Here is a 22651-nt window from a genome sequence, read left to right as displayed (position 1 = left end):
ATATTTAATGCAATTAATTTAATTTTAGTCATAATTCCCTACTTTCTATTAAAATATCATAATTATATTTGTATTGTAAAGATGCAAGTAGGTAATTTTAACCTTGTTAATATAATATTATATGTTTTATTTTAAAATGCAATATTTTTTCAAAAAAAAAATTATTTTTTTTAAATATAAGTTAATATTTAAGCACGGCAAAAAGAAAAGTTTGCTACAAATATATAATTCATATTTAAAAAAATTAAATATTAATATTTTGTAAAAATACCTCTTTTGAGGATACTCAACCTAAACTCGGTCGAGGCTTTTCATTAATAATTTTCATAACTTTATTAATTTCTTTTTGAATAACAGTATTAAAATCAGTTCCTTTAGGTAAATATTCTCTAATATCTCTATTTATTCTTTCAACTTTTGCTTTTTGTGTCGGAATTCCAACATTACAAAAATAAACATTAGCATTAGTAATTTTCTCCATCTCTTTTCATTTACTAAATTCTTTACTTTGATCTGTAATAATTCCTTTTATATTTATCTTATAAAGTTTATTTATAATAATACTTTTAAGAGCTTTATTAACTGTTGAAGAACAAAAAAAATGAATATTTAGAAAGTGAAAGATTAGATTTATTTGAAGCCGATTTACGAGGTACTAATTTACATTTTGCTAATTTATAAGGTGTTAATTTAAAGCGTGCTGATTTAGAAGGTGCTAATTTACGCGGTGTTTATTTATCAGATGCTGATTTAACTTATGCTAAATTACAAGATATTGTTTTACGTAGGGCTGATTTTTTTTTTTTTTAAAAAAAAATTAAACGTGTAAAATTAAGTGCAACAAATCTTTATTAATTAAATAATATAATAAAAATTACAAAAATCAACTATAAATTTAAAAAAAAATTAAAATATTTTAATTTTTCTTTTATTTTATCCACATTTAAACACACTAAAAAATAATTTATTAAATTTTATTAATAAATTTATTTAATATTCTGTAAAAATATTTCTTTTGCACTTATTCAATTTAAACAGGGCCGTATTTTTTCATTAATTACATCATTAACTACTCAATTTAATCGTTTCTGACTAACTTTATTAAAATCAGTTCCCTTATGAAATCAATGTCTGAATTCACTATTCATATATTCAATTAAAGGTTTTTGACGAGGTTTACCAGCATCACAAAAATATACTTGTGTTTCAGCAAATATTTCCATTTCTCTTCATTCACTAAATTCTTTTCCTCTGTCAGTTATTACGCCTTTAATTTTCCCAATTAAATTATTTACTTTAACTAATTCTTTAAACTTTTCAAAAACTTCATTAGAAGTATGATTTTCTAATTTTATTGCAAAATATTTTCTACTTGATTGTTCTATTAAAACTAAACAACTAGATTGATGGTTTTTTCCAACAACAGTATCCATTTCAAATCATCCAACATTAGAAAATTTATTTTCAATGTTTCAAATTAACTAATATTAGATTTATTGATGAAGCATAACATGAAAAGGGAACTTTTGGTTGTTTTCAAACGGATTGTATCGTTGGAAAAGAACATCAATCTGCTTGTTTAATTTTTACCGAAGAAAAAAGTTTATACACGATTTGTTTTAAATTAAATCAACATATTTCATAAGAGGTTACTCCTGTTAAATCTTTAATCATATCTTGTGATGTTTTCATTAATTCCTCCAAATGTAAAATAAAAAACCATATTTTTAAATATGGATTAAAAATTAAATTCTTAAACAAGAATTATCCCTTAAACAACTACATTTGCATTTTCAGTTGCTATTTCATCTTTTAAAAGTCAATCTCTTAATTGCGGATGAAAACCATAAATAGCGCCTACACAACCACCCAAAATCGCTAAAACAATTAAAATAGTAATAAAAACAATTAATCAAGGACGTATTTTCTTTGCACAATTTTTACATTGACATTGAATTTTTTCAATATTTGCTTGATGTTTTTTGCTATTAATTCCTTTTTGATGCTTATTATCAAATAAATCAGGTGGTCCTGGTATTCCAATATTCATATTTTTGCCAAGTCCAACTTTAATATTTGGATCAATTGGGGCATTTAAGAAATCTGATGGTTTAATTGAAGTACGATTTTGCATATTAGCAATTCGTTCAGCAATCGTTTGAGATTGAGTTCCTTGTCCCGATAATTGTTGTGAATTTTCTTGCATAGTATTTATTTGTTGGTTATTTTGTTGTCCTCAATTACTAACATTAGGAGAATATTGTTCATTTAGATTTTGTTGTTGATATTGCGACGATGATTTATCCCCTTGTTTATTACTAAGCTGATTATAATTTTGATTAGGTCCATTCTGCTGCTGATACTGTGAACCAAGATTTGATTGTTGATTAAATTGCTGTGGTCAAATATTTTGCGGTGGACATTGCATTAAATTTTGCTGTTGATATTGTTGTAATAATTGAGCCCATTGGTTATTACTAAGTTGATTATAATTTTGACTATTACCATTTTGTTGTCGATATTGTTGTGAACCAATATTTCTTGTTGGTGAATATTGTTGTTGCGAAATATTTTGTTCGACTTGTCCAGATGTTACTGGGTTATAATTTTGATTAGGTTCTTTTTGTTGATAATTTTGTTGTGAAACATTAAAATTATTTCCCTGGTTAAAAAAAGTTTGCTGTTGGCTACTTTCTGGCTTGTTGCCTGAATCATTGTTAAAAGAATGTTTAAAATTCATTTTATGCCCTTCCATTTCATCAATAATTAAATACTTTTTATTTTTGTATAATAATTATAACATAAAAATGTCCGCAATTTTAGGATAATATTGCTTTTGTAAAAACATTATTAATAATTACACTTGGTCGTTTATTATGATATAAAATATCATATAAAGCTTCAAATAAAGGTAATGTAATATTATTTGCACGCGCATCTAACACAATTGTTTTACAAGTTAAAACACCTTCTACTGTTTTTACTTGCTCTGATAAAACTTTTTGAGCATCATCAACTTTAGCAATTGCAAAACCAAGCGAATAATTCCGTGATTTACTTGAGGTAGTTGTTAAAATTAAATCAGCTAATCCTGCAAAATTAAAAAAAGTTTCAATTTGAGCTCCTTTTGTTTTGGCAAAAAGTTTAATCTCATTTAACCCCATTGTAATTAATGATGCTTTAGCATTATCAGATTCATAAAGACCATTAAAAATTCCTGAGGCAATTGCTACTGCATTTTTTAAAGCAACAGCATATTCACTACCAATCACATCCGTATTAGCAAAAGTAACAAAATATTCATTATTAAACAAATCACGAACTTCTTGCGCAATTACTAAATCCTGTGAAACTGCCATAATACACGTTGGTTTTCGTTGTAAAACTTCTTTTGCAATGCTTGGGCCATAAATACCTGCATATGCTTTTAAAATTTTTGTATTTATTAATTTTATAATTGATTTTGATAAAACTTCGTGTGTTTCAGGATCTAATCCTTTAGCGACATTAATGATAACAACTGGTTTTGTTACTGTTTGATTGATTTTCTCAATTATTAATTTAATAGCAACAACAGGAATTCCTAAAATAATATATTCAGCATCTTCAACTGCTTCAGCAAAATTTGTTGTGGCCTTAATTTCTTTATTAATTTTTAAATTACCAAAAAAATGACGATTTAAATTTTCGTTGTTAATATCATTAACTTCTTTCTTATCAATTCCATACATAATAACGTTATGATCATTATCTGTCAAAACATTTGCTAAAACTGTCCCATATGCTCCTGTTCCAATAACAGTAATATTTTTTTGTGTTTTTTTCATCATAATTTTCCTCGTTACTTTCTCTCTCTAAATAATATTTTAATTGGTACTCCCTCAAATCCAAAATATTCTCGAAGTTGATTTTCAAGAAACCTTTTATAAGAAAAATGAAGATATTTTGGATTATTACAAAACATAATAAAAGTTGGCACAACACCTTCAGGCTGAGTAGCATAATAAATTTTTAAACGCCCACCATTAAAATCTGGTGGTGGATTTAACAATTGTGCTTTTACTAAAATTTCATTTAGAACACTAGTTTTTACTCGCTGCGTTAAACCAACATAAACTTCATCAATTGTTTGAAATAAAATATGTAATCGTTTTTTTTCTAAAGCAGAAACAAAAACCATTTTCGCATAATTTAGATATTTAAAATATCCGCGAATACTTTGTTTATTTTTTTTCATTGACCGTTCATCTTTTTTTATTACCGCATCTCACTTATTAACTACCAAAATAATTGGTTTATTTTGTTCAAATGCAATACCAGCAATATTTGTATCTTGGTCAGTAATAGGAACTGTCCCATCAATAATTAATAAAACAAGATCACTTCGTTTGATTGCACTAACAGCACGAAGAACACTATATTTTTCTAATTTTTCATAAACTTTCCCTTTTCTACGAATTCCAGCAGTATCAATCACAGTATAAAGTTGATTATTCCGTTTAAATGATGTATCAATTGAATCTGTAGTTGTTCCTGCAATTGGTGATACAATAACTCGTTCTTCACCTAAAATAGCATTTGTTAAAGAAGATTTTCCAACATTTGGTTTACCGATTAAAGAAAAATGAATTCCTTCTGTTTTTGGTTGAACTGGAATTTGATCTAAATGAGAAATTACTTTGTCTAATAAATCACCAATTCCAATTCCATGAGTAGCAGATACAGCGATTGGCTCACCAAATCCTAATGTCATATATTCATACAATTCACTTTCTTTTTCTTGCTTATCATATTTATTAACAACTAAAAGAACCGGTTTTTTAGCACGATATAGTATTTTTGCAACCATTTCATCATCTGGGGTAATTCCTTCTTTGTACGATAAAACAAAAATAATAATATCAGCTTCTGCAATTGCAATTTCTGCTTGAATTTTAATCTCTTGTGCAAACATTGCTGTATTATTTAATGTAATTCCTCCCGTATCAATTATTAAAAATTCTCTTGTTAATCATTCTGAGAAAGCATAAATTCGATCGCGTGTTACACTAGGAGTATCTTCAACAATTGCAAGGCGATTTTTAATAACACGATTAAATAATGTTGATTTCCCAACATTTGGACGCCCTACAATTGCAACAGTTCCTTTTTTTGCCATTTATTTTCCTGCTTTCTTATAATTACATACTATTTCATAAATTTTAGTTACCGTTTGTTCAAATGTTAACTTGCTACTATCCACAATAACTGCATCAGGAGCAATTTTTAATGATCCAACCACTCGGGTTGTGTCAACATAATCTCGTTCTTTTAATTTAGCAGTAATTTCTGCCAAATTATTCGGAACAATATGGTTTTCTTGATTTTGATTTCATCGGCGGTTAGCTCGCGCTGTAATACTCGCTGTTAAGTAAATTTTCACTTCAGCATCAGGAAGAACAACAGTAGTAATATCTCGCCCAACAACAACATTACCTTTTTTAATCACTAATTTTTGTTGCAAGCAAACCATTGCTGCTCGAATAAAATCAAGTCCAGTAATTTTGTTGATATTATCCAGAACAAGATCAGTTTGCAACTTATCAGTAATATCTTTCCCATTGACATAAACACGGTTATTAATCACTTGATAATTAAAGTTTGTTAATTGTCCTTGTAACTGATAATTATTTGTAAAATCAACTCCAACTTTTACACAAAAATAAGTAAAAGCACGGTAAGTTAACCCAGTATCAATAAACTGATAATTTAGTTTTTTGGCCAATTCATAACCAGCAGAAGATTTTCCACTACCAGCGGGGCCATCAATCGCAATATTTATTTTCATAATCTACTCCTATTTTCTATAACATAAAGATTAAAACTAAACAAATAGCTAATAAAATAACAAGCAAAAGCATAGTACTAAATAACATTTTATAACCTGATTTTATTTTTCGATAAACAAATAATACATTATTATGTTTTTCTTCTAAAAGAGCGCTTGATTCTTTTAACATTTCTGCTGTTGATCGTTGATCATTTTTACGCATATGTGAAATTGTACTAAATTCAATATTAGCTGAATTAATTTTAAAATCACTATTTTCTGCTTGAATTTTATCACTTAATCGATGATAAGTAATTTTTTCTGCTAAAATACTTTCTAAAATTGCTTTATATTTTTGATATGTTGGTTTATTTAGCAATGTTTCAGCAATTAAAATATTATGCATAACATCACCAGCATCTTGGTCATTTTTTTTATTAGTTTGAATTGTTGCTTTAGTTGTATTAACAACTTGTTCTAGCAATTGTTGCAAATCATATTTAAAATCAGATGGGTATGGTTGTTCATCTGGGTTTTTATCCAAATATACTTTTTCTCAACTAAATTCTTGTTCAAAATCTAATTTAACGCTACCAAAAAAATTATCATCAATAGCGTTTAACTTCGCCATGTAACTATTAATGACTTGACTAGTTTGATTAATTTCTTGATTAACCTCAATCTCTTTCTTAATCATTTCACGTAGCTGGGCAAATTTCTCCATTCTAGTTTCCATGTTAAACCTCCAACTTTTTTAAACTACATTAAAATTATATATTATTATTAAAATTTTTGTTATTATTAATATTATAGTAAATAAATAATGGAGTGATAAATATGGCAAATCGTGATATATCAAAAAAAAGAACATATGTAAATACTGACTTATGTATTTCTTGTGGTAGCTGTATTATGATTGATGAAACTGAAACATTTTTTATGGATGATGATGGTTTTGCAAATACCATTGATAATGATAAGGAGTTAGTGGAGGCACAAATGGTGTGTCCAACAGCAGCAATTTTTATTAAAACATTAAAAGAATTTAAAGAAAATCGGAAAAGTAGTCTTGATACTGATTAAAAAAATGTTTTATAATTTTTATAAAACATTTTTTTAATAATTATTTTCTTGGCGAGTAAAATTAATTTTATTTTTTTTATTATAAGCGTTAAGTAAATCATATTCAGTAAATTTTAACTGTTCAGCAATAATTAAATACTGATTTAAAACTTTAAAATAAACTTCTGATGTTTGATTTTTAATTAGTTCTGTTGCAACTGCAAAACAATCTAAATAAAGTTTTGTTAAATTAATATTTTCCTGACAATATTCATTATGGTATTGATACGTTTTAAAGTCAACGGTTAAACTATTACCAATACTAATTAAAAAATGAATTCCATCAATATATTCTTCTAATAAAATATCTTTTCCTGAAGCCGGTTTGACACTTCAATATTTAAAATCACGTTGTTCATTAATAAATTCTGCTAACTCAACTAAAAAAGCCAAAATTCGTTTCTCAAATGTTTTATTATCATTTAAGTTAAATTTTGTTAAAATATGCTTATCTAATTTTTTTTGGTTTTCTAACAAATAATTAAAAGTATTCTTACTTAACATTTTTGCTAATCTCCTTTGCAGTTCTCATTTGTCCTAAAATTGCTTTTGCATTAGGAATTTTATCATATTTTTTTACAATTTGCCCTGTTAACGAAGCAATTATTCGTTCTGAAGCAAATGGGTCACGTGGATCATAAATTCAAGCATTATTAAAAATTGTTTCTACATTTTCTGCACCCATTGTCCCAATAACAATAGCATGAAAGCAATTCCGACGCTGTTTTAATAAATTTATCTTTCTTATTAAATCAGGTGATAAATCAGAAGTTAAAAAATCACTAATTAATAACAAATCAGCATTAAAATATTCATTACTATTCATTACTGTTAAAGTATGTTCTAATACCGGCTCAATATCTGTATCCCCAGCAAAACTTTTTGATAAAAATTCAATTAATTTTGGTAATGAATATTTTAAAGAAGATAAATTATAAACATCTAAACTTTTAGAAAAATTAATCATGTAACAAGGGCGATGCTCTGCTAAAGCAATTTTTGTAATTGCTAAAGCAAGAGCTTTGGCAATTTGTTCTGGATTACCTCGCATTGAAGAAGAGGTATCAATTGATAAAATGATTGGACCTTTTTCTTGAGGAACATATGTTTCAATTGTTCGTAATTTAATTTGTTCTTTGGGAACTTTATCTTGTGATAAAAATTCAAATGTTGTTAATTTGCCCTCAATATATTTTTTATAAAAAATATATTTTAAAACTGGATCTTTTAATAAAACTAATTCGGCGGGAAACATATGTTCTAAATCTTTAGATTCAGTTGCTCCAATAATTTCTTCTGGTAAAAAACCAATTGGTTTTCATTCATAATTTATTACAATTTCTTCTAAAATTCGTTGTTCAATTAAATTACTTTCACCTTGAAAACGCCCTAATAATGTTGCAATTTCCATAATTGCTGGATTAGTTTCCAAAAATTTTGCAAATTTATCAATGACTGACATATTAACACCTTTTTTTAATTCTACTGGATTTCATATTTTGCCAAAAAAGTTTCATACTGTTTTTAATAAACTATTAGCTTTATTATAAATTTCCACTTTATTATATAAATCTTGCATAAACTTTGTTCTTAATTCTTCAATTTTTGCAAAACGATAATCATTAATTCTTTTAATTAAAATGGATTCTCAAATTCCAATAAAATCACGAAATAAAATATTTGGATTATTGTTTTGTTTTTTATTAAATTCATAACGATAATAATTTAGTCGATCATAAAATGGTGAATTAACTTTAAATAAAAAATCTTGTGTTGAAGCATAATTCTTTTTTAAACCATCATAACCATTAACTTTAATCCAATGAAATAAATAAATTTCTTTTTCGATATTTGAATCTAACTTAATTTTTATAATTTCATTTTCAATTTGATGATCATAAAAATTATTAATAGCTTGGTCAAAAATTTCACTTAATCACCGGTTCGTTGTTTTCATCAAAGCAAACCTTGGATTAACTAAATCCGTATTTTTTAATGCTGTTAACTTACTAGCTAGTTGAACTCCCGCTTTTTGCTCTAAATATGGATTCACATTGAATCCTCCCTTGTTTTACTCATTTAATTTTTTGTTAATTGTTCAAAATTACTATTATTTATTTTTTGCTCTGAATTTGAAAATTGTTCTAATTCTAACCAATTTTCATTAAAATTTATTTTATTATCACTAAAGGCATTATTAACTGCCAACATAAAACGTTCTTTAAAAAAGAGGCAATTTAAAGATAATAATCGTTCTTTTTCATCCGGAAAAGCAATTGTTAAACTATCAATTTCTCGTTCAACAGCTAAAATTCTTTTTTCAAGTTTTGAATTATTATTCACTTTTGAATTCTTAATTTCAATTTTAATTTCTTCATTTGTTTTAATAATTTTAAAAGTACTATCATTAACATAACTAATCTCTGTTTGCAAAACATCTGCCATATTATCTAAATCTTCACCATAATATAAATCAATTAATGTGGGTTGTGTATTATTATGACGAGCATCAATAAAATCTTCAACACGAATAAAACAAATTGGATACTGTTGATTTTTTCAAAAAATTCGGTAGAATATTCCTTGTAATTTTCCATCAAAAACATCCAAATATTCACTTTTGCAACTATTAAATTCTTGAATATCTTCATACTGAGCTGATAATTCTTCTAATTCTTTGCTTAAACGATTCTTTTTTTCACGAACATCATACGTTAAAGCATCTAAATAAAATTCATTAAAAATAGAATTATATGTTTCTTCTTGTTGTTCATCATCTCAAATACAATATGGAATGACTAACCAATCAGCTTTATCAACTGTATCACGACCATTATAAAATGCTGAAGCTTTCATTAAATGAGCAATCTTCTTTCAACGACGATCTGAAATATAATATTCACCTTCAGTCGCAATATACATTGCTTTTCGAAATCGAGAAATAAAATCAAAAGTTACTGGTGTTATTTTAATCTTATTAATTTCTTTTCGTCATGTATCATATTCTTCATGTGTAATTTGTAAAGCTTCATCAACTTTTACATTTAATTCAGTTACTCCAGCAATCATATCATTAAAGTTTTCTTCGTCTTTTAACCCTTGTGCAATATAACGAATAATAAAACGGTCATATAACGCTTCAAGACCTTGTCCTTCTGATGGCAACTCATTTGACGCTGAAATTAATAATTTCATTGGAACTTTTATATCTACTCCAGCATTACGAAAAATCTTTTCATTAATAATTGTTAATAAAGTATTTTGAATTGATGGTCCCGCTTTTCAAATTTCATCTAAAAAAACAATTTCAGCCGTTGGTAAATATTTATCAATTAAGCGCTTATACACTCCTTTTTGTAAATCTTCAATTGAAATTGGTCCAAAAATTTCTTCTGGTGTTGAAAAACGATTCATTAAATATTCAAAAATAGTACCATTTTTAAAAGCATGCTTTAAACGACGTGAAACTAACGATTTAGCAATTCCGGGTTTTCCTAAAAGAAAAATTGATTCACCACTTAGCATCGCTAACATTGCTAAATTAAAAATTTCTTCTTTTTCATAAACATTTTGTTGTAATTGTTTGGTTAATTCTTCTAATCTTTCTGTAAGTGTCATCATTTTATTTTTTCTCCTAAACTTCTAAATTAATTCTTCGTTTAACATCATCTGATTTAACAATTAAGAAGCATGCTCCAACAATTCAAATAGAAGTAATTATTAGAACTAAAACAATAAAAACTAATAATCAAATATTAATTGGTTCAGCGGGATTTCCTTTAATACTTCCTAGAATCAATAAAATTGCACATAAAATTTCAACAAATAAAAAATATAAAATTGCTAACATAATATAAGCAATACCTCATCCATAAATAGCACCCGCAGTTCGGACCATTGTCATCGGAATAAAATATAATAAACTAAATAATAAACTAAGAAATAAGAACCCATAACTTAAAAGGTCTTTAACATAAATATCAGCAAAAACTTTAATATTTGGATCAAGATAATTACTTAAAGAAACTAAAATTGCCTTTTGACCAATAAAATAAGCTAAAACAATTGCTACTAACTGTCCAAAAATAATAAAACTTCGCCCTACTCGTTCAAGTGGACTATCCCAAAACATTTGTCGTTGTGAAAAATCATTGTGCTGAGTTGGTGACAAATAACTAAAACGTTTCTGCTCTTGTTTAGATAATTCTTTAACTTCCTCCTCATATTTTCGGCGTTCTTCTTCAGTATCAAGCAACTCTAAATCTGGAAATTTACTTCCATATGTTGGCTTATTTTTAAACATTTTGTTCCCCCTTTGGTATTTAACTCTATTTTAATTTGTGTAAACATTTTAACATTTTCCTTAAATTTAAGCAATTAAATTATTTTTTTCCTATTTTTTAACAATCAAAATATTTGATATTGTTCCCTCAAAATATTTTTCTCCAAAACTTGTTACTTTAATATAATATCAATAATTACCTTCTTCTAAAAAGACATCATTAGCTCTAATTCACGATTATCTTAAATCAAAATAATAACATTAAAATATTCACGGAAATTTACAATATTATATCCATCTTTATTAACTACTTGTTGTAATTGTGCAAAAATACTGCTTATTGTTTCACAAATTGAATCATTTACTTTTTGAAAGCCTAGTTTAAGTGCACTATTATATTTTCTAATATTAACTTAATTTACAATTAAATCAACAACTGCTGTTCCAGTAACAACATTATCATTTCCCACAGTAGTAATGAAAATTACTTTATTCCCAGTTTGTAATTTTTCAACATTATTTTCTGAAATTCCACTAATCCTAAAATCACTATCTGTTAAATTTAAACCATATCTTGCAGCTTGACTTAAAATACTAGTTTTGATTTGCCGATAAGCTTGTTGCTGTGTCCATGAACTATCTGCAAACAATAATGGTACTGTAAGATGTTCAATTAGCGCTGCTTTTACATAAATTAAATTAGTTCTTAATGTTCCTTGATAATTTAGTGATCCTTTTGTTGCTGTCACACTAGCATTATAGATTCCAACTCGTAAATTATTGTTATTATTCCGTCCATCATTAACTTGATTTAACTTAATTGCAAACGAATTTCGATTTGAAAATTCAACGGGATAATTATTATCTTTATTTCCTGCTCCCATTGGATTATTATTTTCTCATATATTAGCAACACCAATTATTTCTTCACGATAATCATTTTCTAAACTTGTTATTTTATCAAGGGTTGTATAATTTTCAAAAAAATTAAAATCACTTTGTAAAACTATGATATTATTTTTATCAACACCACGTCAATCTTTAACTACTTTAGATGCAACATCATATTGATAAGTTAAATTATAGGTTTTACTGCTAATACCATAATAAGAAAAACGTACTGTAATATAAATTTTTGGTAAAGTTATTTTTGGTAAAGTTAACAATTTATCTTGATATACTTTATTATTATTCCCACGCAAAGTTCCATTAATAGATGACTGTTTTAAAAAAAATGTTCATTCAATTGTAGAAACATTATTTGTAACACCAACAGTAATCTCTTTTACAATATTATCAATTTTAATATAGGGATTATTTAATTTCTTTAATAAATAATTTTTTAAATGAGTTTTAATAATTCCACTTTGATTTTGTAGAATAAAGGATGAAGTAGGACAAAAAACCAACCCAATAAGGGTCGGTTTTTTTATTTGAAAATTAACTCTAAAAATTAAATAATTGGCTCTACAAGTGTTTAATTTATAATTACATATTTTTAGGGAAGGTTCCCCAACAAGGCATTTCCGCCGGCATGAAACCATTAGAGCTGTTAACTTGTTTTTTTGCGATTTTGTAAATTAATGACTTTGATTAAGATAGACGCGTAGTGGTGCATTCATAACTATTAATTGCAAGAAGAAAAATAAAATCGTGTGCGTAGAGGTTAAATAACTTTTAAGAACTGGGCAAGGATTTCTTAATTAATCTACTAGTGGGGACTTGATGAGGAGTTACTTAATACTACAAGTAACTACAAAATGTAGAACATTTTAGTACTTTGTAGTTAATTGTAAAAAGGAGAATTTAAAAATTATTATGAAAAAGAAAATTTGTTTAAAAAAGATATTGAGGTTATTGTTTTACATGTAATAAAGAAAATGAAGAAGAAATTGAAAATAGATTAGTTAAATATACACTTTCAGCAGATGAAATTACAGATGAACATTGAGCATTAGGTAAACAAAATTAGGATTAAAAAATCTATGAAATGTCAAAGAATTAATTGTAATAATAAAAATGCTTATTTTGGAAATAATTATATTGAAAAAATTGGTGATAAATTAGAGTGAAATTTAGGTTATAAAAAAGAAATTATATTATGTGAAGAACATTGATTACAAACTTATCAATTAGAACCCAGCAGTAATTGATATTATTGCAATAATAGCAAAAAGATTTAAATTGCTTTCCGAGAAATTTTTCAACGAACTGGTTGAGTTGTTAATTTCACCACATTATTATTGCTATCTTCTTTATTCATTAATACAGTCTCCTCTAATATTTATTTTATATTATTCTTGTTTAGATGATTTTAAAGCTTCTTGTTCTTGCTCTTCTAAAACAGGTTTTTGTACATAAATATTTTTATTTTTTTCCTTTAAATGATTTAAACTATACTTTTCTTTATTATACTTAATCATTTCTAATTCAACAAGGCGCTGACGTCGTAATTCTAAAGTTGCTAATTTTGTTTCTACTTGTTTCATTTGTTCTTCATCTGCTAAATACTCAAATTTTTTTCGTAAAATTCATTGTTTTTTTACTTCACGTCATAATAAAAAATATGATAAAAAAATTACTAAAAAACAAATAATAATTAAAGTAAAACCCACAATAAAATAATTATTCATAGTGTTAAACATATTCATAAAAATTACTGCTAAGGTAAAACATGTTGTATAATATATTATTGCAAAAATACTTGAAATAATAATTCAACTTTTAAAACTAGCTGCTTTTTTTAATTTTACATATGGAAAACCAATAAAACAAAAGAAAAAACAAGCACAAATTAGAGCAACAATACCAGCAATAATATAATGTAATTCATAAGTTCGATGGGAAATAACACCTGTTAAATTTTTAATATTATTATAAGCCATTGCACAACCAGCACTAATAAAATAACCCATAGAAGTTCCTAAAATTGAAAAACTAATAACTAATAAACGTGCTGCAACTTCAATTCCTGTATTTCATTGGAGTGCTAATTCATCTCGTTTTGAACTAATTTTTGTTAACATAATAGTTTTTCTCCTTACTCTCTTAGTGCTCTAATTTGGTTTGATATTTCATTTTCTAATTTTGTTTGATATTTTTTACAATCACTTTTTAAAAATAATCACCCCAATATAAAACAACAAAAAGCAACAATCGCAATTGAAGGTAAAACAAATGGGTTAATATTTAATCCAGCAACTGAATTTTTAGCATAAATAAATTGTAAAATAGCTAATCCAAGAATTGAAAAGCAATTAATATTACCAACAATACTAACAATAATTATTCAAATATTAACAGTTTTTAATGTTTTAGTAATTAAAATTGGAATTGTTATAAAAAAGAATGTTGTAACCCATAAAATAGCTAATAAAATAATTATTCCAATTACAATTGGTTGACCAATTGCTACAATTTGATCAGTAAATGGAGTTTTAAATTTGGATAATAAAGAAATAATAAATTGTGCTCCTACCTGCCCTAACGTTGGAATATATATTAGAGCAACTACAATTAACAATAATTGTGAAAAGACAATTAAAGTTCTCGCTATTGTTTCACTTTTAGTAGAAAAATAATACTTACTTGCTTCAATGTTGTATTGGTAAGGTAATGGGCGAATTTGTTGCTTTCGATTTAATTCATATTTCCCTAATGATTTTACGGTGTGATCAATAACAGTTTTATCTAATTTTTTTAAAACTTGCGGACAATCATCAACAACAAACTGCATTTTTTTTACTACTTTTGCTGATTGTTCTTGATTTATTGTTTTACTATTTTCTGTTTTTTTCATTAAATCACCTTCCTATTTAATTATATTTAATTTAGAACTAAAATCTAAACTTTCAGCAATAGCAAGGTTAATTCGTTTCTGCTGACGAATTGCTGAGAATCATAATAAAAAACTGCCTCAAAATAACATTAACATACAAAGTCCAGCCATAATTATCCCTGGTAAATTTAGCCGAACAGGAATATAAAGATATGCAATAATGCTTAATACTAACATTAGTAAAACAAAGATGCATCCGACTGTATTAAAAATAATTCCAGTTACCTTTAAAAGGTTAATATTATGAACAATTAATGTTGGAACTACAAATATTAAAGAAAAGATAATCCCAAACAGAGCAATAAAAATGGTAAGACCACGAAAAACACCATAAGCTAAACCAAAATTATTAAAAACGGCAGGAATTGGTAATTTACTAGTTGCAATCATTGCTAAAGAAGCTGATACAATAATAATTACTCCTAGCATAACCGCTTGTCCAATTAAAATCATAATTCTAGCAATAACTTCCATTGGTGTAGTAAAATACATTCTTGTTAACCGAACATCATTTTTTTGAAAATCTTGTGTTGCTTTCTCCATAAATAATCACCTAATTTAATAATTTTTCCCTTGTTTAGAATGATTATAGCATTTTCTTTTAAAAATACTATCTTTCTTAATAAAAGCTTAGAATAAATTTTTAGGTACCGACTATACATAAAAAAGCAAGATTAAACGATTAAAATGCCACCAGAAAATAATCATTAATCTTGAAGTTATAAACTATATTCTAAAAAATGAAAATGATAAGGAGATGTTTAAATGTTAAATGAATTATGAAATGGTGTTACTTTAGAAAACTATAATAATTTTAATCCAATGACAGGTAAAATTACCCAAGTTCCAGTTCGTTATAATAAATTTTTTAAAAATGATGTAGAATTGTGATTTAAAACTTTTACATTAATAGCAAAAAATATTATTAATTCATATTTAAATTATCCTTTTACAAAATTAAAGTTTGAAACATTTAAAGACCCATTATTAAAAATAATATGTAGTATACCACAGACATTTTAAAGATTACAATAAAATAACAAAAATAATAAAAACATTTTTTCGTTGACTTAAAAAATATGAAAGATGATTAAAAATAAAAAATAAAATTAAATAAATTAAAAAACAACATCCAAGATATGAAGTTAAAGAAATAGGTTTATTAAAGATGGACGATAAATATTTTGTACCAAGTAAATTTCCATTTGATAAAAAGTATTATGTTTATGATTTTATTGATGAAAAAACAAGATTAGCATTAGGATATGTTTATGATGTATTAAGTATTGATAATGCTATTGCTGCTGTTAAAAAAGCAATTAGCGATTTTAAAAATATACTTTATGTTAAAATAACACGAATTAGAACTGATAACGGTTCTGAATTTATTAATAATTATCGGAATAATCAAAAAAATAATGTTAAAGAAACTAATTTTACTCAATTTTTAAAAGATAAAAATATTTTTCATCAGACAACACCCGTTCGTTCTCCACAGTCAAACGGCAAGATTGAAAGATTTCATCAAAATTATACTAAATTATTTGTATTTGAAGAAAAAATATTAAATGCAGTTAGTTTACAGAATAAATTAAATGAATATTATTATTTTTATAATTTTGAAAGAGTTCATAAGTCTTTAAATTTTAAGACACCATTTAATTTTTTGAATAGTTTAATTAAATAATTTTAAATTATTAAGTTTTTGTATTTAAACTAATTTTTAGTTTGTTTAATTTTATATTTTTTATTTATTTATTTTATGATATTTTTATATTATAAATAAATATTTTTATTATTTTTGTTATTTTCTTGTAATCTTTAAAATGTATGTGGTATAATACATATTTTTTTTAAAATTGTTTCTGGCAAATTATCAACTAACTCACCTAAGATTCAATTTTTAATTTATTCATTTAATACTTTAAAATTTTCTTGCCGTTTACTTCGGTTTAATATTTGTACTTATGGATTATAACTACTATTAGCATTGACTATTGGTCAACTACTTCTTATTAAACTAATTTATTAAACTAATACCGCTTAATAAATTCACTATTTTTTTCATTTTTAGATATTCTCTTTCGTTAAAATTATTATTATTTAATAAAATATTAATTGTTCAAAAGGCTATAATTGTTATATGTATTTAAATTAAAATAATGATCTAAATTATTTTTTAAGTATTGTATTTATATTCATAATTTTACAAATAAAAAAACTCTGAAAGTGCTAATTTTTTTTTTAATTTTATGGTCCGGGTGAAGGGACTTGAACCCCCACGAGTTACCCCGCCAGATCCTAAGTCTGGTGCGTCTGCCAATTCCGCCACACCCGGTTACTCTATTTTAAAAATGGTCTCCTGTAAAGGACTTGAACCTTTGACCCACTGGTTAAAAGCCAGTTGCTCTACCGACTGAGCTAACAGGAGACAGGCAATGGTGCTGGCTAGAAGAATTGAACTCCCAACCTACTGATTACAAGTCAGTTGCTCTACCTATTGAGCTAAGCCAGCTTATTAATTAAAAATGGTCGGGTGTAACGGACTTGAACCGCTGACCACCTGCTTGTAAGGCAGGCGCTCTCCCAACTGAGCTAACACCCGAAAATGGTGACCTGTACGGGGTTTGAACCCGTGAATGCATGCGTGAAAGGCATGTGTGTTAACCGCTTCACCAACAGGCCGGTAAATATCAATAAAAATTTTCAAAAAAATAATGGCGCCTAGTGCAGGACTCGAACCTGCGACCGATCGGTTAACAGCCGATTGCTCTACCAACTGAGCTAACTAGGCATGGCATATCTTTTTAACCTTATTGATTATATACTAAAAATGAAAAAACAAGCAACTATTTTTAGGATTTTTTTATTTTTTATGAATTATATCTTCAAAAATATATCATTTAAAAGAATAAAACATATTATTTTTTGTTAAGATATAGTTATAGACTTGATAAATAATGAAAGGAAGATAACAATGAAAATTACTACTGAACAGCAAAAATGATTTATTATTACAAAACCAATTAACTTTTTAGGAATCAAAACAATTGGTAAAGATATTAAAGAGTTACCAAAAACTTTTAAAATTCTTTTAATTTGCATTGGGATTATTGTTACTTTTTTATCTTTTTTTGATTTTAATCATTTTATTGATGCTAACCATAATCCTTCTTTTTTTAGTATTGTTAATAACTTAAATACTCCCAAACCTTATTTAGGAAATATTCCTAAATGAATTAACGCTACACTTTATTCATTAAGTGGTTTAGTCAGTTTTACAAGTATTTTAAATGTTGTTTTAATTAGTTTTGGTAAAATGAGCAATTATTTTTGAGGATTAATTAGTGTAACTACATTTGGTCTTTTTTCATTTAGTTTTGGTTATACTGGTTATGCTCAATTAAATTTATTTTTTTATTTACCATTTCAATTTATTGGTTGATATACATGACAAAAAACTTTTATTTTTGAACAAGATTCCTTATTAAACATTCGAAATTCAAAATGATGAATAATTTTACCAATTTCTTTAGGTATTTGTGCTATTCTTGCTATTGCTTGATATTATGAAATTCCAGCTTTTCATTATGCATTATTAAAATCAGATTATGCTTATTTAAACCAACCTATTGTTCATATTTTTGACAGTACAATCAATAGCATCGCAATTATTGCTGCAATTTTAATGTTTTTACGACTAAAAGAACAATGAATTTTATGGTTAATTTCAAATATTTTACAATTTGCAATGTTTGCAGGAGTTAATAGTATTGGTGCTAATTATCCAATAACAATTAATATTAATATGTTAATTCAAACAAGTTTTTTTATTGCAAATAGCATCATTGGCTTTTTAATTTGAGGTGGTTATTTAAATAAAATAAAATCAGAATAATGCTACTGATTTATTAATATTTTCTTGCTTTATTAGCCATAATAAAATTATAAAACATTGTTATTTATAGAAAATTAATTAGAATAATCTTTATATATTAAATCATTATTTATCTTATTTTGTTTTTAATTAGTTTGGACAAAAGCAAAAACTATAAAATAATCAATAAAACAAAGATCTAAAATATAAATTGGAATGGAAACTGTTTTAGCTTTTTTAGTAATTAAACAAATAAAGGCATAAGTGTAGTACACAACATACATTTTAAATATTACAAGAAAATAACAAAAATAATAAAAATATTTATTTATAATATAAAAATATCATAAAATGAATAAAAAAAATATAAAATTAAACAAACTAAAAATTAGTTTAAATACAAAAACTTAATAATTTAAAATTATTTAATTAAACTATTCAAAAAGTTAAATGGTGTCTGAAAATTTAAAGACTTATGAACTCTTTCAAAATTATAAAAATAATAATAATCATTTAATTTATTCTGTAAACTAACTGCATTTAATATTTTTTCTTCAAATACAAATAATTTAGTATAATTTTGATTAAATCTTTCAATCTTACCGTTCGACTGTGGAGAGCGAACGGGTGTTGTCTGATGAAAAATATTTTTATCTGTTAAAAATTGAGTAAAATTAGTTTCTTTAACATTATTTTTTTGATTATTCCGATAATTATTAATAAATTCAGAACCGTTATCAGTTCTAATCCGTGTTATTTTAACATAAAGTATATTTTTAAAATCGCTAATTGCTTTTTTAACAGCAGCAATAGCATTATCAATACTTAATTTATCATAAACATATCCTAATGCTAATCTTGTTTTTTCATCAATAAAATCATAAACATAATACTTTTTATCAACTGGAAATTTACTTGGTACAAAATATTTAGCGTCCATCTGTAATAAACCTATTTCTTTAACTTCATGTCTTGGATGTTGTTTTTTAATTTCTTTAATTTTATTTTTTATTTTTAATCATCTTTCATATTTTTTAAGTCAACGAAAAAATGTTTTTATTATTTTTGTTATTTTATTGTAATCTTTAAAATGTCTGTGGTATACTACATATTTTTTTCAATAGTGGGTCTTTAAATGTTTCAAACTTTAATTTTGAAAAAGGATAATTTAAATATGAATTAATCATATTTTGTGCTCTTAATGCAAAAGTTTTAAATCACAATTCTACATCATTTTTAAAAAATTTATTATAACGAATCGGAACTTGGGTAATTTTACCTGTCATTGGATTAAAATTATTATAGTTTTCTAAAGTAACACCTTCTCATAATTCATTTAACATTTAATCATCCCCTTATCATTTTCTTTTTTTAGAATATATTTTTTTTGTTATTAATTTTCTACTATTTAATAATGTTTTTGACTTAATTGTTTTACTTAAATTTTTATTTTTTCTAAATTGTTTATATGTTTTAAAAAGTAATCCACTACCCAATAAACTTGCTGCAACACTATCTTCAACAGTTTTTAACATTTCATTTTTACTCCAATTATTTTTTATTTGCTCTTTTAATTTTAAAAATTTAGCAATTATCCGAAATGTTTTAAAACTATCTCTTACTACTTGGCGATAAGCAGCGGGGGCAAAAGAAACTAAATTAAATAAACTTGTTTTTTTAAATCCTCAACCAATAAATCATTCACTATTCATATAAAATTTAAATGGTTCTTTTGATAAGATGAACTGTTCTGCTTTGATTAAAGTTGTAGTAACAACAATTGGAAAATATTTAGGACTTTTATAATATATTGTTAAAGCAACTTCACCCGCAACACTTATTGGAACAATTTTAACTGCTAAAAAACATCAGAACCATAAGCAAACGGCAGCAACTGTCCTTTATTAATTGCTTTGGTTTCAAATTTAGATAATATTTTTGCTCTTTGCTCACTAATTTTATTAATTACTTTTTGTTTAATATTAATTATTCTTTTTTCAATTGGTGCTAATAATTTTTTCGTTGCTTTTTGAATATAAAAATTTGGGTTTATTTTTTCTAATTTTTCTAATATTTTATTTAATTTGATTGGAGTTTTGTGGATAAAATTAACTAATTTATTTTTATATATTCTATTTGCTCGCATTAAATTAACATTTAATAATAATTTTTTAGCAATGCCTTTTTTATGCAAATCAGTCATAATTTTATATCATTCATCGGTACTAATTTTTGTTATTTGTTCAAAATTTAAACCATATTCAAACAACCATTTATCAACATATCCTTTATATTTTTTATTTAATCGTGGTGCTTTTTGTACCAACTTTGGGCTTATTTTTTGTAAGTTTTTTTCAATTTTTAATAGATTGTTAATTTTTTCTAAATTAGAAATTTTAAAACCCTTAGAAAAATCATTACGTGCTAATTTACCAATTGTGTATAATAAAGTCTCATTATTTGCTTGTTTAGTAAAATCAAATATTAATTTATTAAATAAAATCTTTTTACCTGTTACTTGTTTAACAACATCTTCTAAATTTTTAGCAGTTATTATTCCTAATTTTTCAAGTAATTTAGTTTCTTTTGCTAATTTTAAAACTTTTGTTATTCTAGCAGCACGTGTTAATTTATTAACACCACCAATTGCTGGTAATAAATTTAGCGTAGTACTTTTTGCTGTAACTTCTGAAGTTAAACTATCGTATATTTGATTTACAGCAAAATCGGTTGCTGTTTCTACTCCAAACGAGATAAGTGTGGCAGCAAAATTAGATAATCCAGCACCAAGACCAACAGCTGAAGCAACACCACCAGTTAAAACAGATAAACCAAGTGCTAAAACTTGTATTCCTAAAAATTCTAATAATTGTAAACTAAAATTTTTTTGTTGTTGTTGAATTGATAATCTAGTTGGTGTTTTAACTGCATAAATCAGAGCAGTTTTGCTTGTTCCTATTGGCATTTATTTATTTTCTAGTAGCAGCAGGAACTGTAATTTTCTTTCCAGTTGTTTCTTCGGTTAATCAATTTGTACCACTTAAAGTATATGGCACTTCAACATCTTTACTAAAATCACCTTCATCTCTATCATTAAAGATTTGATATGAATAATCTAAAATATTAACATTATAATCTGATGTTCTTAAACCAGAATTAATTTTTTGAATTGCTTTAATAATTCCTGTATTCATTTCATCAATTACAACTGATTTTTTAGTTAAATCAGGAACATCACTATATCAAGGTGTTGTTAAAGACCCAATATTATCTTTACTAAATCGTTTAATACTAATTTTATTTACTTTTTGTACTTTATAATATTCAACTTGTGAAACGCCAGTTGCTTTATTTTTACCAGCAATATAAATATCAATATTAATATCTGTTGATGTAATATCATAAGTATCTGGTGAACCTTGATAATATAAAGGCCATCAATCAAAATCATTAGTTGTTAAACTTGCATCAACTGCTTTAACAGCTTTTAAAACTTTTGCATTTAATAATGGTCTTAAATCTTCACTTGCTACTTTTTGTGGTACAGTAATTCCTTTAATTATTTCATCATCTGTTAAACTATCAACACTTGTAATTTTATCGTGAATATCTATGGCGCTAATTTAACTGGTGCTTGTTTAGAAGATGCTAATTTATGTGGTGCTAATTTATATGGTATCGAAATCACAGAAGAACAATTATACCAATTAGATATTATTTAGG

At 25.5% G+C, this 22651-nt stretch carries 25 protein-coding genes, 6 tRNA genes and 3 pseudogenes; 8 read left to right on the top strand and 26 right to left on the bottom strand.

Features of this window, described 5'->3' with window-relative positions; genetic code table 4:
• Positions 1–244: 244 nt before the first annotated feature.
• A pseudogene (locus SKUN_RS02585) lies at positions 245–592 on the bottom strand (IS30 family transposase); the annotation flags it as partial.
• Positions 593–690: 98 nt separating this feature from the next.
• Between SKUN_RS02585 and SKUN_RS11740 the strand changes: the two are divergent.
• A complete protein-coding gene (locus SKUN_RS11740; RefSeq protein WP_083436141.1) occupies positions 691–810 on the top strand; it encodes a pentapeptide repeat-containing protein in 120 nt (39 codons plus the stop codon).
• Between the two features lie 176 nt (positions 811–986).
• Here the strand turns inward: SKUN_RS11740 and SKUN_RS02580 are convergent.
• Positions 987–1472 (bottom strand): annotated as a pseudogene (locus SKUN_RS02580) (IS30 family transposase); the annotation flags it as partial.
• Between the two features lie 2 nt (positions 1473–1474).
• On the opposite strand from SKUN_RS02580, the pseudogene SKUN_RS11875 reads away from it, so the two are divergent.
• A pseudogene (locus SKUN_RS11875) lies at positions 1475–1642 on the top strand (IS30 family transposase); the annotation flags it as partial.
• A gap of 129 nt (positions 1643–1771) precedes the next feature.
• On the opposite strand, the gene SKUN_RS02570 reads toward SKUN_RS11875, so the two are convergent.
• The 5 genes from SKUN_RS02570 to SKUN_RS02550 form a co-directional block, all read right to left on the bottom strand.
• Positions 1772–2740 carry a hypothetical protein gene (locus SKUN_RS02570; RefSeq protein ID WP_053390728.1) on the bottom strand — a complete coding sequence of 323 codons (969 nt, stop codon included), beginning with the start codon at positions 2738–2740 and terminating at the stop codon, positions 1772–1774.
• 79 nt (positions 2741–2819) lie between these two features.
• On the bottom strand, positions 2820–3830 hold the full coding sequence (locus SKUN_RS02565) for an NAD(P)H-dependent glycerol-3-phosphate dehydrogenase (protein WP_053390727.1): 1011 nt from the start codon (positions 3828–3830) through the stop codon (positions 2820–2822).
• An 11-nt stretch (positions 3831–3841) separates the two neighbouring features.
• Positions 3842–5158 carry a ribosome biogenesis GTPase Der gene (der, locus tag SKUN_RS02560; RefSeq protein ID WP_053390726.1) on the bottom strand — a complete coding sequence of 439 codons (1317 nt, stop codon included), beginning with the start codon at positions 5156–5158 and terminating at the stop codon, positions 3842–3844.
• Positions 5159–5827 carry a (d)CMP kinase gene (cmk, locus tag SKUN_RS02555; RefSeq protein WP_053390725.1) on the bottom strand — a complete coding sequence of 223 codons (669 nt, stop codon included), beginning with the start codon at positions 5825–5827 and terminating at the stop codon, positions 5159–5161.
• A gap of 16 nt (positions 5828–5843) precedes the next feature.
• Positions 5844–6545: a hypothetical protein gene (locus SKUN_RS02550; protein WP_053390724.1), complete on the bottom strand. Its 702-nt coding sequence runs from the start codon at positions 6543–6545 to the stop codon at positions 5844–5846.
• Between the two features lie 101 nt (positions 6546–6646).
• On the opposite strand from SKUN_RS02550, the gene SKUN_RS02545 reads away from it, so the two are divergent.
• Positions 6647–6892 carry a ferredoxin gene (locus tag SKUN_RS02545; RefSeq protein ID WP_053390723.1) on the top strand — a complete coding sequence of 82 codons (246 nt, stop codon included), beginning with the start codon at positions 6647–6649 and terminating at the stop codon, positions 6890–6892.
• Positions 6893–6925: 33 nt separating this feature from the next.
• On the opposite strand, the gene SKUN_RS02540 is transcribed toward SKUN_RS02545, so the two are convergent.
• The 5 genes from SKUN_RS02540 to SKUN_RS02520 all read right to left on the bottom strand — a co-directional run bounded on the left by SKUN_RS02540 (position 6926) and on the right by SKUN_RS02520 (position 12757).
• Positions 6926–7435, bottom strand: a complete 510-nt coding sequence (locus SKUN_RS02540; RefSeq protein ID WP_053390722.1) for a dUTP diphosphatase — start codon at positions 7433–7435, stop codon at positions 6926–6928.
• Complete coding sequence (locus SKUN_RS02535; protein WP_053390721.1) at positions 7425–8984, bottom strand: vWA domain-containing protein; 1560 nt, start codon at positions 8982–8984, stop codon at positions 7425–7427. The genes SKUN_RS02540 and SKUN_RS02535 overlap by 11 nt, the downstream gene beginning before the upstream one ends.
• A 26-nt stretch (positions 8985–9010) precedes the next feature.
• Positions 9011–10552: an AAA family ATPase gene (locus SKUN_RS02530; RefSeq protein ID WP_053390720.1), complete on the bottom strand. Its 1542-nt coding sequence runs from the start codon at positions 10550–10552 to the stop codon at positions 9011–9013.
• A gap of 13 nt (positions 10553–10565) precedes the next feature.
• The gene (locus SKUN_RS02525; protein ID WP_053390719.1) at positions 10566–11234 is read right to left on the bottom strand and encodes a hypothetical protein; all 669 of its coding nucleotides are present in this window, start codon (positions 11232–11234) and stop codon (positions 10566–10568) included.
• 392 nt (positions 11235–11626) lie between these two features.
• A complete protein-coding gene (locus tag SKUN_RS02520) occupies positions 11627–12757 on the bottom strand; it encodes a hypothetical protein (protein ID WP_235511307.1) in 1131 nt (376 codons plus the stop codon).
• A 441-nt stretch (positions 12758–13198) separates the two neighbouring features.
• Here SKUN_RS02520 and SKUN_RS02515 point away from each other — a divergent pair, with 441 nt between their 5' ends.
• Positions 13199–13396, top strand: coding sequence for a hypothetical protein (locus SKUN_RS02515; RefSeq protein ID WP_053390718.1), 198 nt, complete (start codon positions 13199–13201; stop codon positions 13394–13396).
• 111 nt (positions 13397–13507) lie between these two features.
• Here SKUN_RS02515 and SKUN_RS02510 read toward each other — a convergent pair whose 3' ends face one another.
• The 3 genes from SKUN_RS02510 to SKUN_RS02500 are packed head-to-tail and all read right to left on the bottom strand — an operon-like array spanning position 13508 to position 15594.
• Positions 13508–14239, bottom strand: coding sequence for a hypothetical protein (locus SKUN_RS02510; RefSeq protein ID WP_053390717.1), 732 nt, complete (start codon positions 14237–14239; stop codon positions 13508–13510).
• Positions 14240–14253: 14 nt separating this feature from the next.
• Positions 14254–15012: a hypothetical protein gene (locus SKUN_RS02505; RefSeq protein ID WP_053390716.1), complete on the bottom strand. Its 759-nt coding sequence runs from the start codon at positions 15010–15012 to the stop codon at positions 14254–14256.
• 12 nt (positions 15013–15024) lie between these two features.
• Positions 15025–15594, bottom strand: coding sequence for a hypothetical protein (locus tag SKUN_RS02500; protein WP_053390715.1), 570 nt, complete (start codon positions 15592–15594; stop codon positions 15025–15027).
• 222 nt (positions 15595–15816) lie between these two features.
• On the opposite strand from SKUN_RS02500, the gene SKUN_RS02495 reads away from it, so the two are divergent.
• Positions 15817–16074 (top strand): hypothetical protein, encoded by a 258-nt coding sequence (locus SKUN_RS02495; RefSeq protein ID WP_053390714.1) that lies wholly within the window; start codon positions 15817–15819, stop codon positions 16072–16074.
• Between the two features lie 145 nt (positions 16075–16219).
• Entirely contained in the window at positions 16220–16738 is a 519-nt protein-coding gene (locus SKUN_RS02490; RefSeq protein WP_200903013.1) for a DDE-type integrase/transposase/recombinase, read from the top strand.
• Positions 16739–17304: 566 nt separating this feature from the next.
• Here the strand turns inward: SKUN_RS02490 and SKUN_RS02485 are convergent.
• The 6 genes from SKUN_RS02485 to SKUN_RS02460 all read right to left on the bottom strand — a co-directional run bounded on the left by SKUN_RS02485 (position 17305) and on the right by SKUN_RS02460 (position 17845).
• A tRNA-Leu gene (locus SKUN_RS02485) sits at positions 17305–17389 on the bottom strand.
• Positions 17390–17406: 17 nt separating this feature from the next.
• Positions 17407–17482, bottom strand: a tRNA-Lys gene (locus SKUN_RS02480).
• A gap of 8 nt (positions 17483–17490) precedes the next feature.
• Positions 17491–17566: transfer RNA gene (locus SKUN_RS02475), tRNA-Thr, on the bottom strand.
• Between the two features lie 14 nt (positions 17567–17580).
• Positions 17581–17656, bottom strand: a tRNA-Val gene (locus SKUN_RS02470).
• Positions 17657–17660: 4 nt separating this feature from the next.
• Positions 17661–17736 (bottom strand) — tRNA-Glu (locus tag SKUN_RS02465).
• 33 nt (positions 17737–17769) lie between these two features.
• Positions 17770–17845: transfer RNA gene (locus SKUN_RS02460), tRNA-Asn, on the bottom strand.
• A gap of 183 nt (positions 17846–18028) precedes the next feature.
• Here SKUN_RS02460 and pnuC point away from each other — a divergent pair.
• Positions 18029–18949, top strand: coding sequence for a nicotinamide riboside transporter PnuC (gene pnuC / locus SKUN_RS02455; RefSeq protein WP_053390713.1), 921 nt, complete (start codon positions 18029–18031; stop codon positions 18947–18949).
• Positions 18950–19349: 400 nt separating this feature from the next.
• Here pnuC and SKUN_RS02450 read toward each other — a convergent pair whose 3' ends face one another.
• The 5 genes from SKUN_RS02450 to SKUN_RS02430 all read right to left on the bottom strand — a co-directional run bounded on the left by SKUN_RS02450 (position 19350) and on the right by SKUN_RS02430 (position 22122).
• On the bottom strand, positions 19350–20072 hold the full coding sequence (locus tag SKUN_RS02450) for a DDE-type integrase/transposase/recombinase (RefSeq protein ID WP_235511306.1): 723 nt from the start codon (positions 20070–20072) through the stop codon (positions 19350–19352).
• Complete coding sequence (locus tag SKUN_RS02445) at positions 20014–20271, bottom strand: hypothetical protein (protein ID WP_053390712.1); 258 nt, start codon at positions 20269–20271, stop codon at positions 20014–20016. The genes SKUN_RS02450 and SKUN_RS02445 overlap by 59 nt, the downstream gene beginning before the upstream one ends.
• A 12-nt stretch (positions 20272–20283) precedes the next feature.
• Entirely contained in the window at positions 20284–20640 is a 357-nt protein-coding gene (locus SKUN_RS02440) for a hypothetical protein (protein WP_053390711.1), read from the bottom strand.
• Positions 20641–20786: 146 nt separating this feature from the next.
• Positions 20787–21893 (bottom strand): hypothetical protein, encoded by a 1107-nt coding sequence (locus SKUN_RS02435; protein WP_053390710.1) that lies wholly within the window; start codon positions 21891–21893, stop codon positions 20787–20789.
• A 4-nt stretch (positions 21894–21897) separates the two neighbouring features.
• Positions 21898–22122, bottom strand: a complete 225-nt coding sequence (locus SKUN_RS02430) for a hypothetical protein (RefSeq protein WP_053390709.1) — start codon at positions 22120–22122, stop codon at positions 21898–21900.
• A 408-nt stretch (positions 22123–22530) separates the two neighbouring features.
• Here SKUN_RS02430 and SKUN_RS08245 point away from each other — a divergent pair, with 408 nt between their 5' ends.
• Positions 22531–22650 (top strand): pentapeptide repeat-containing protein, encoded by a 120-nt coding sequence (locus SKUN_RS08245; RefSeq protein WP_200903012.1) that lies wholly within the window; start codon positions 22531–22533, stop codon positions 22648–22650.
• The last annotated feature ends 1 nt before the right edge of the window (position 22651 follow it).

The organism is Spiroplasma kunkelii CR2-3x (assembly GCF_001274875.1).
Classification (GTDB): domain Bacteria; phylum Bacillota_I; class Bacilli_A; order Mycoplasmatales; family Mycoplasmataceae; genus Spiroplasma; species Spiroplasma kunkelii.
Note: the sequence above shows the minus strand (reverse complement) of the source record. Positions and strands in the feature narration are given on the sequence as shown.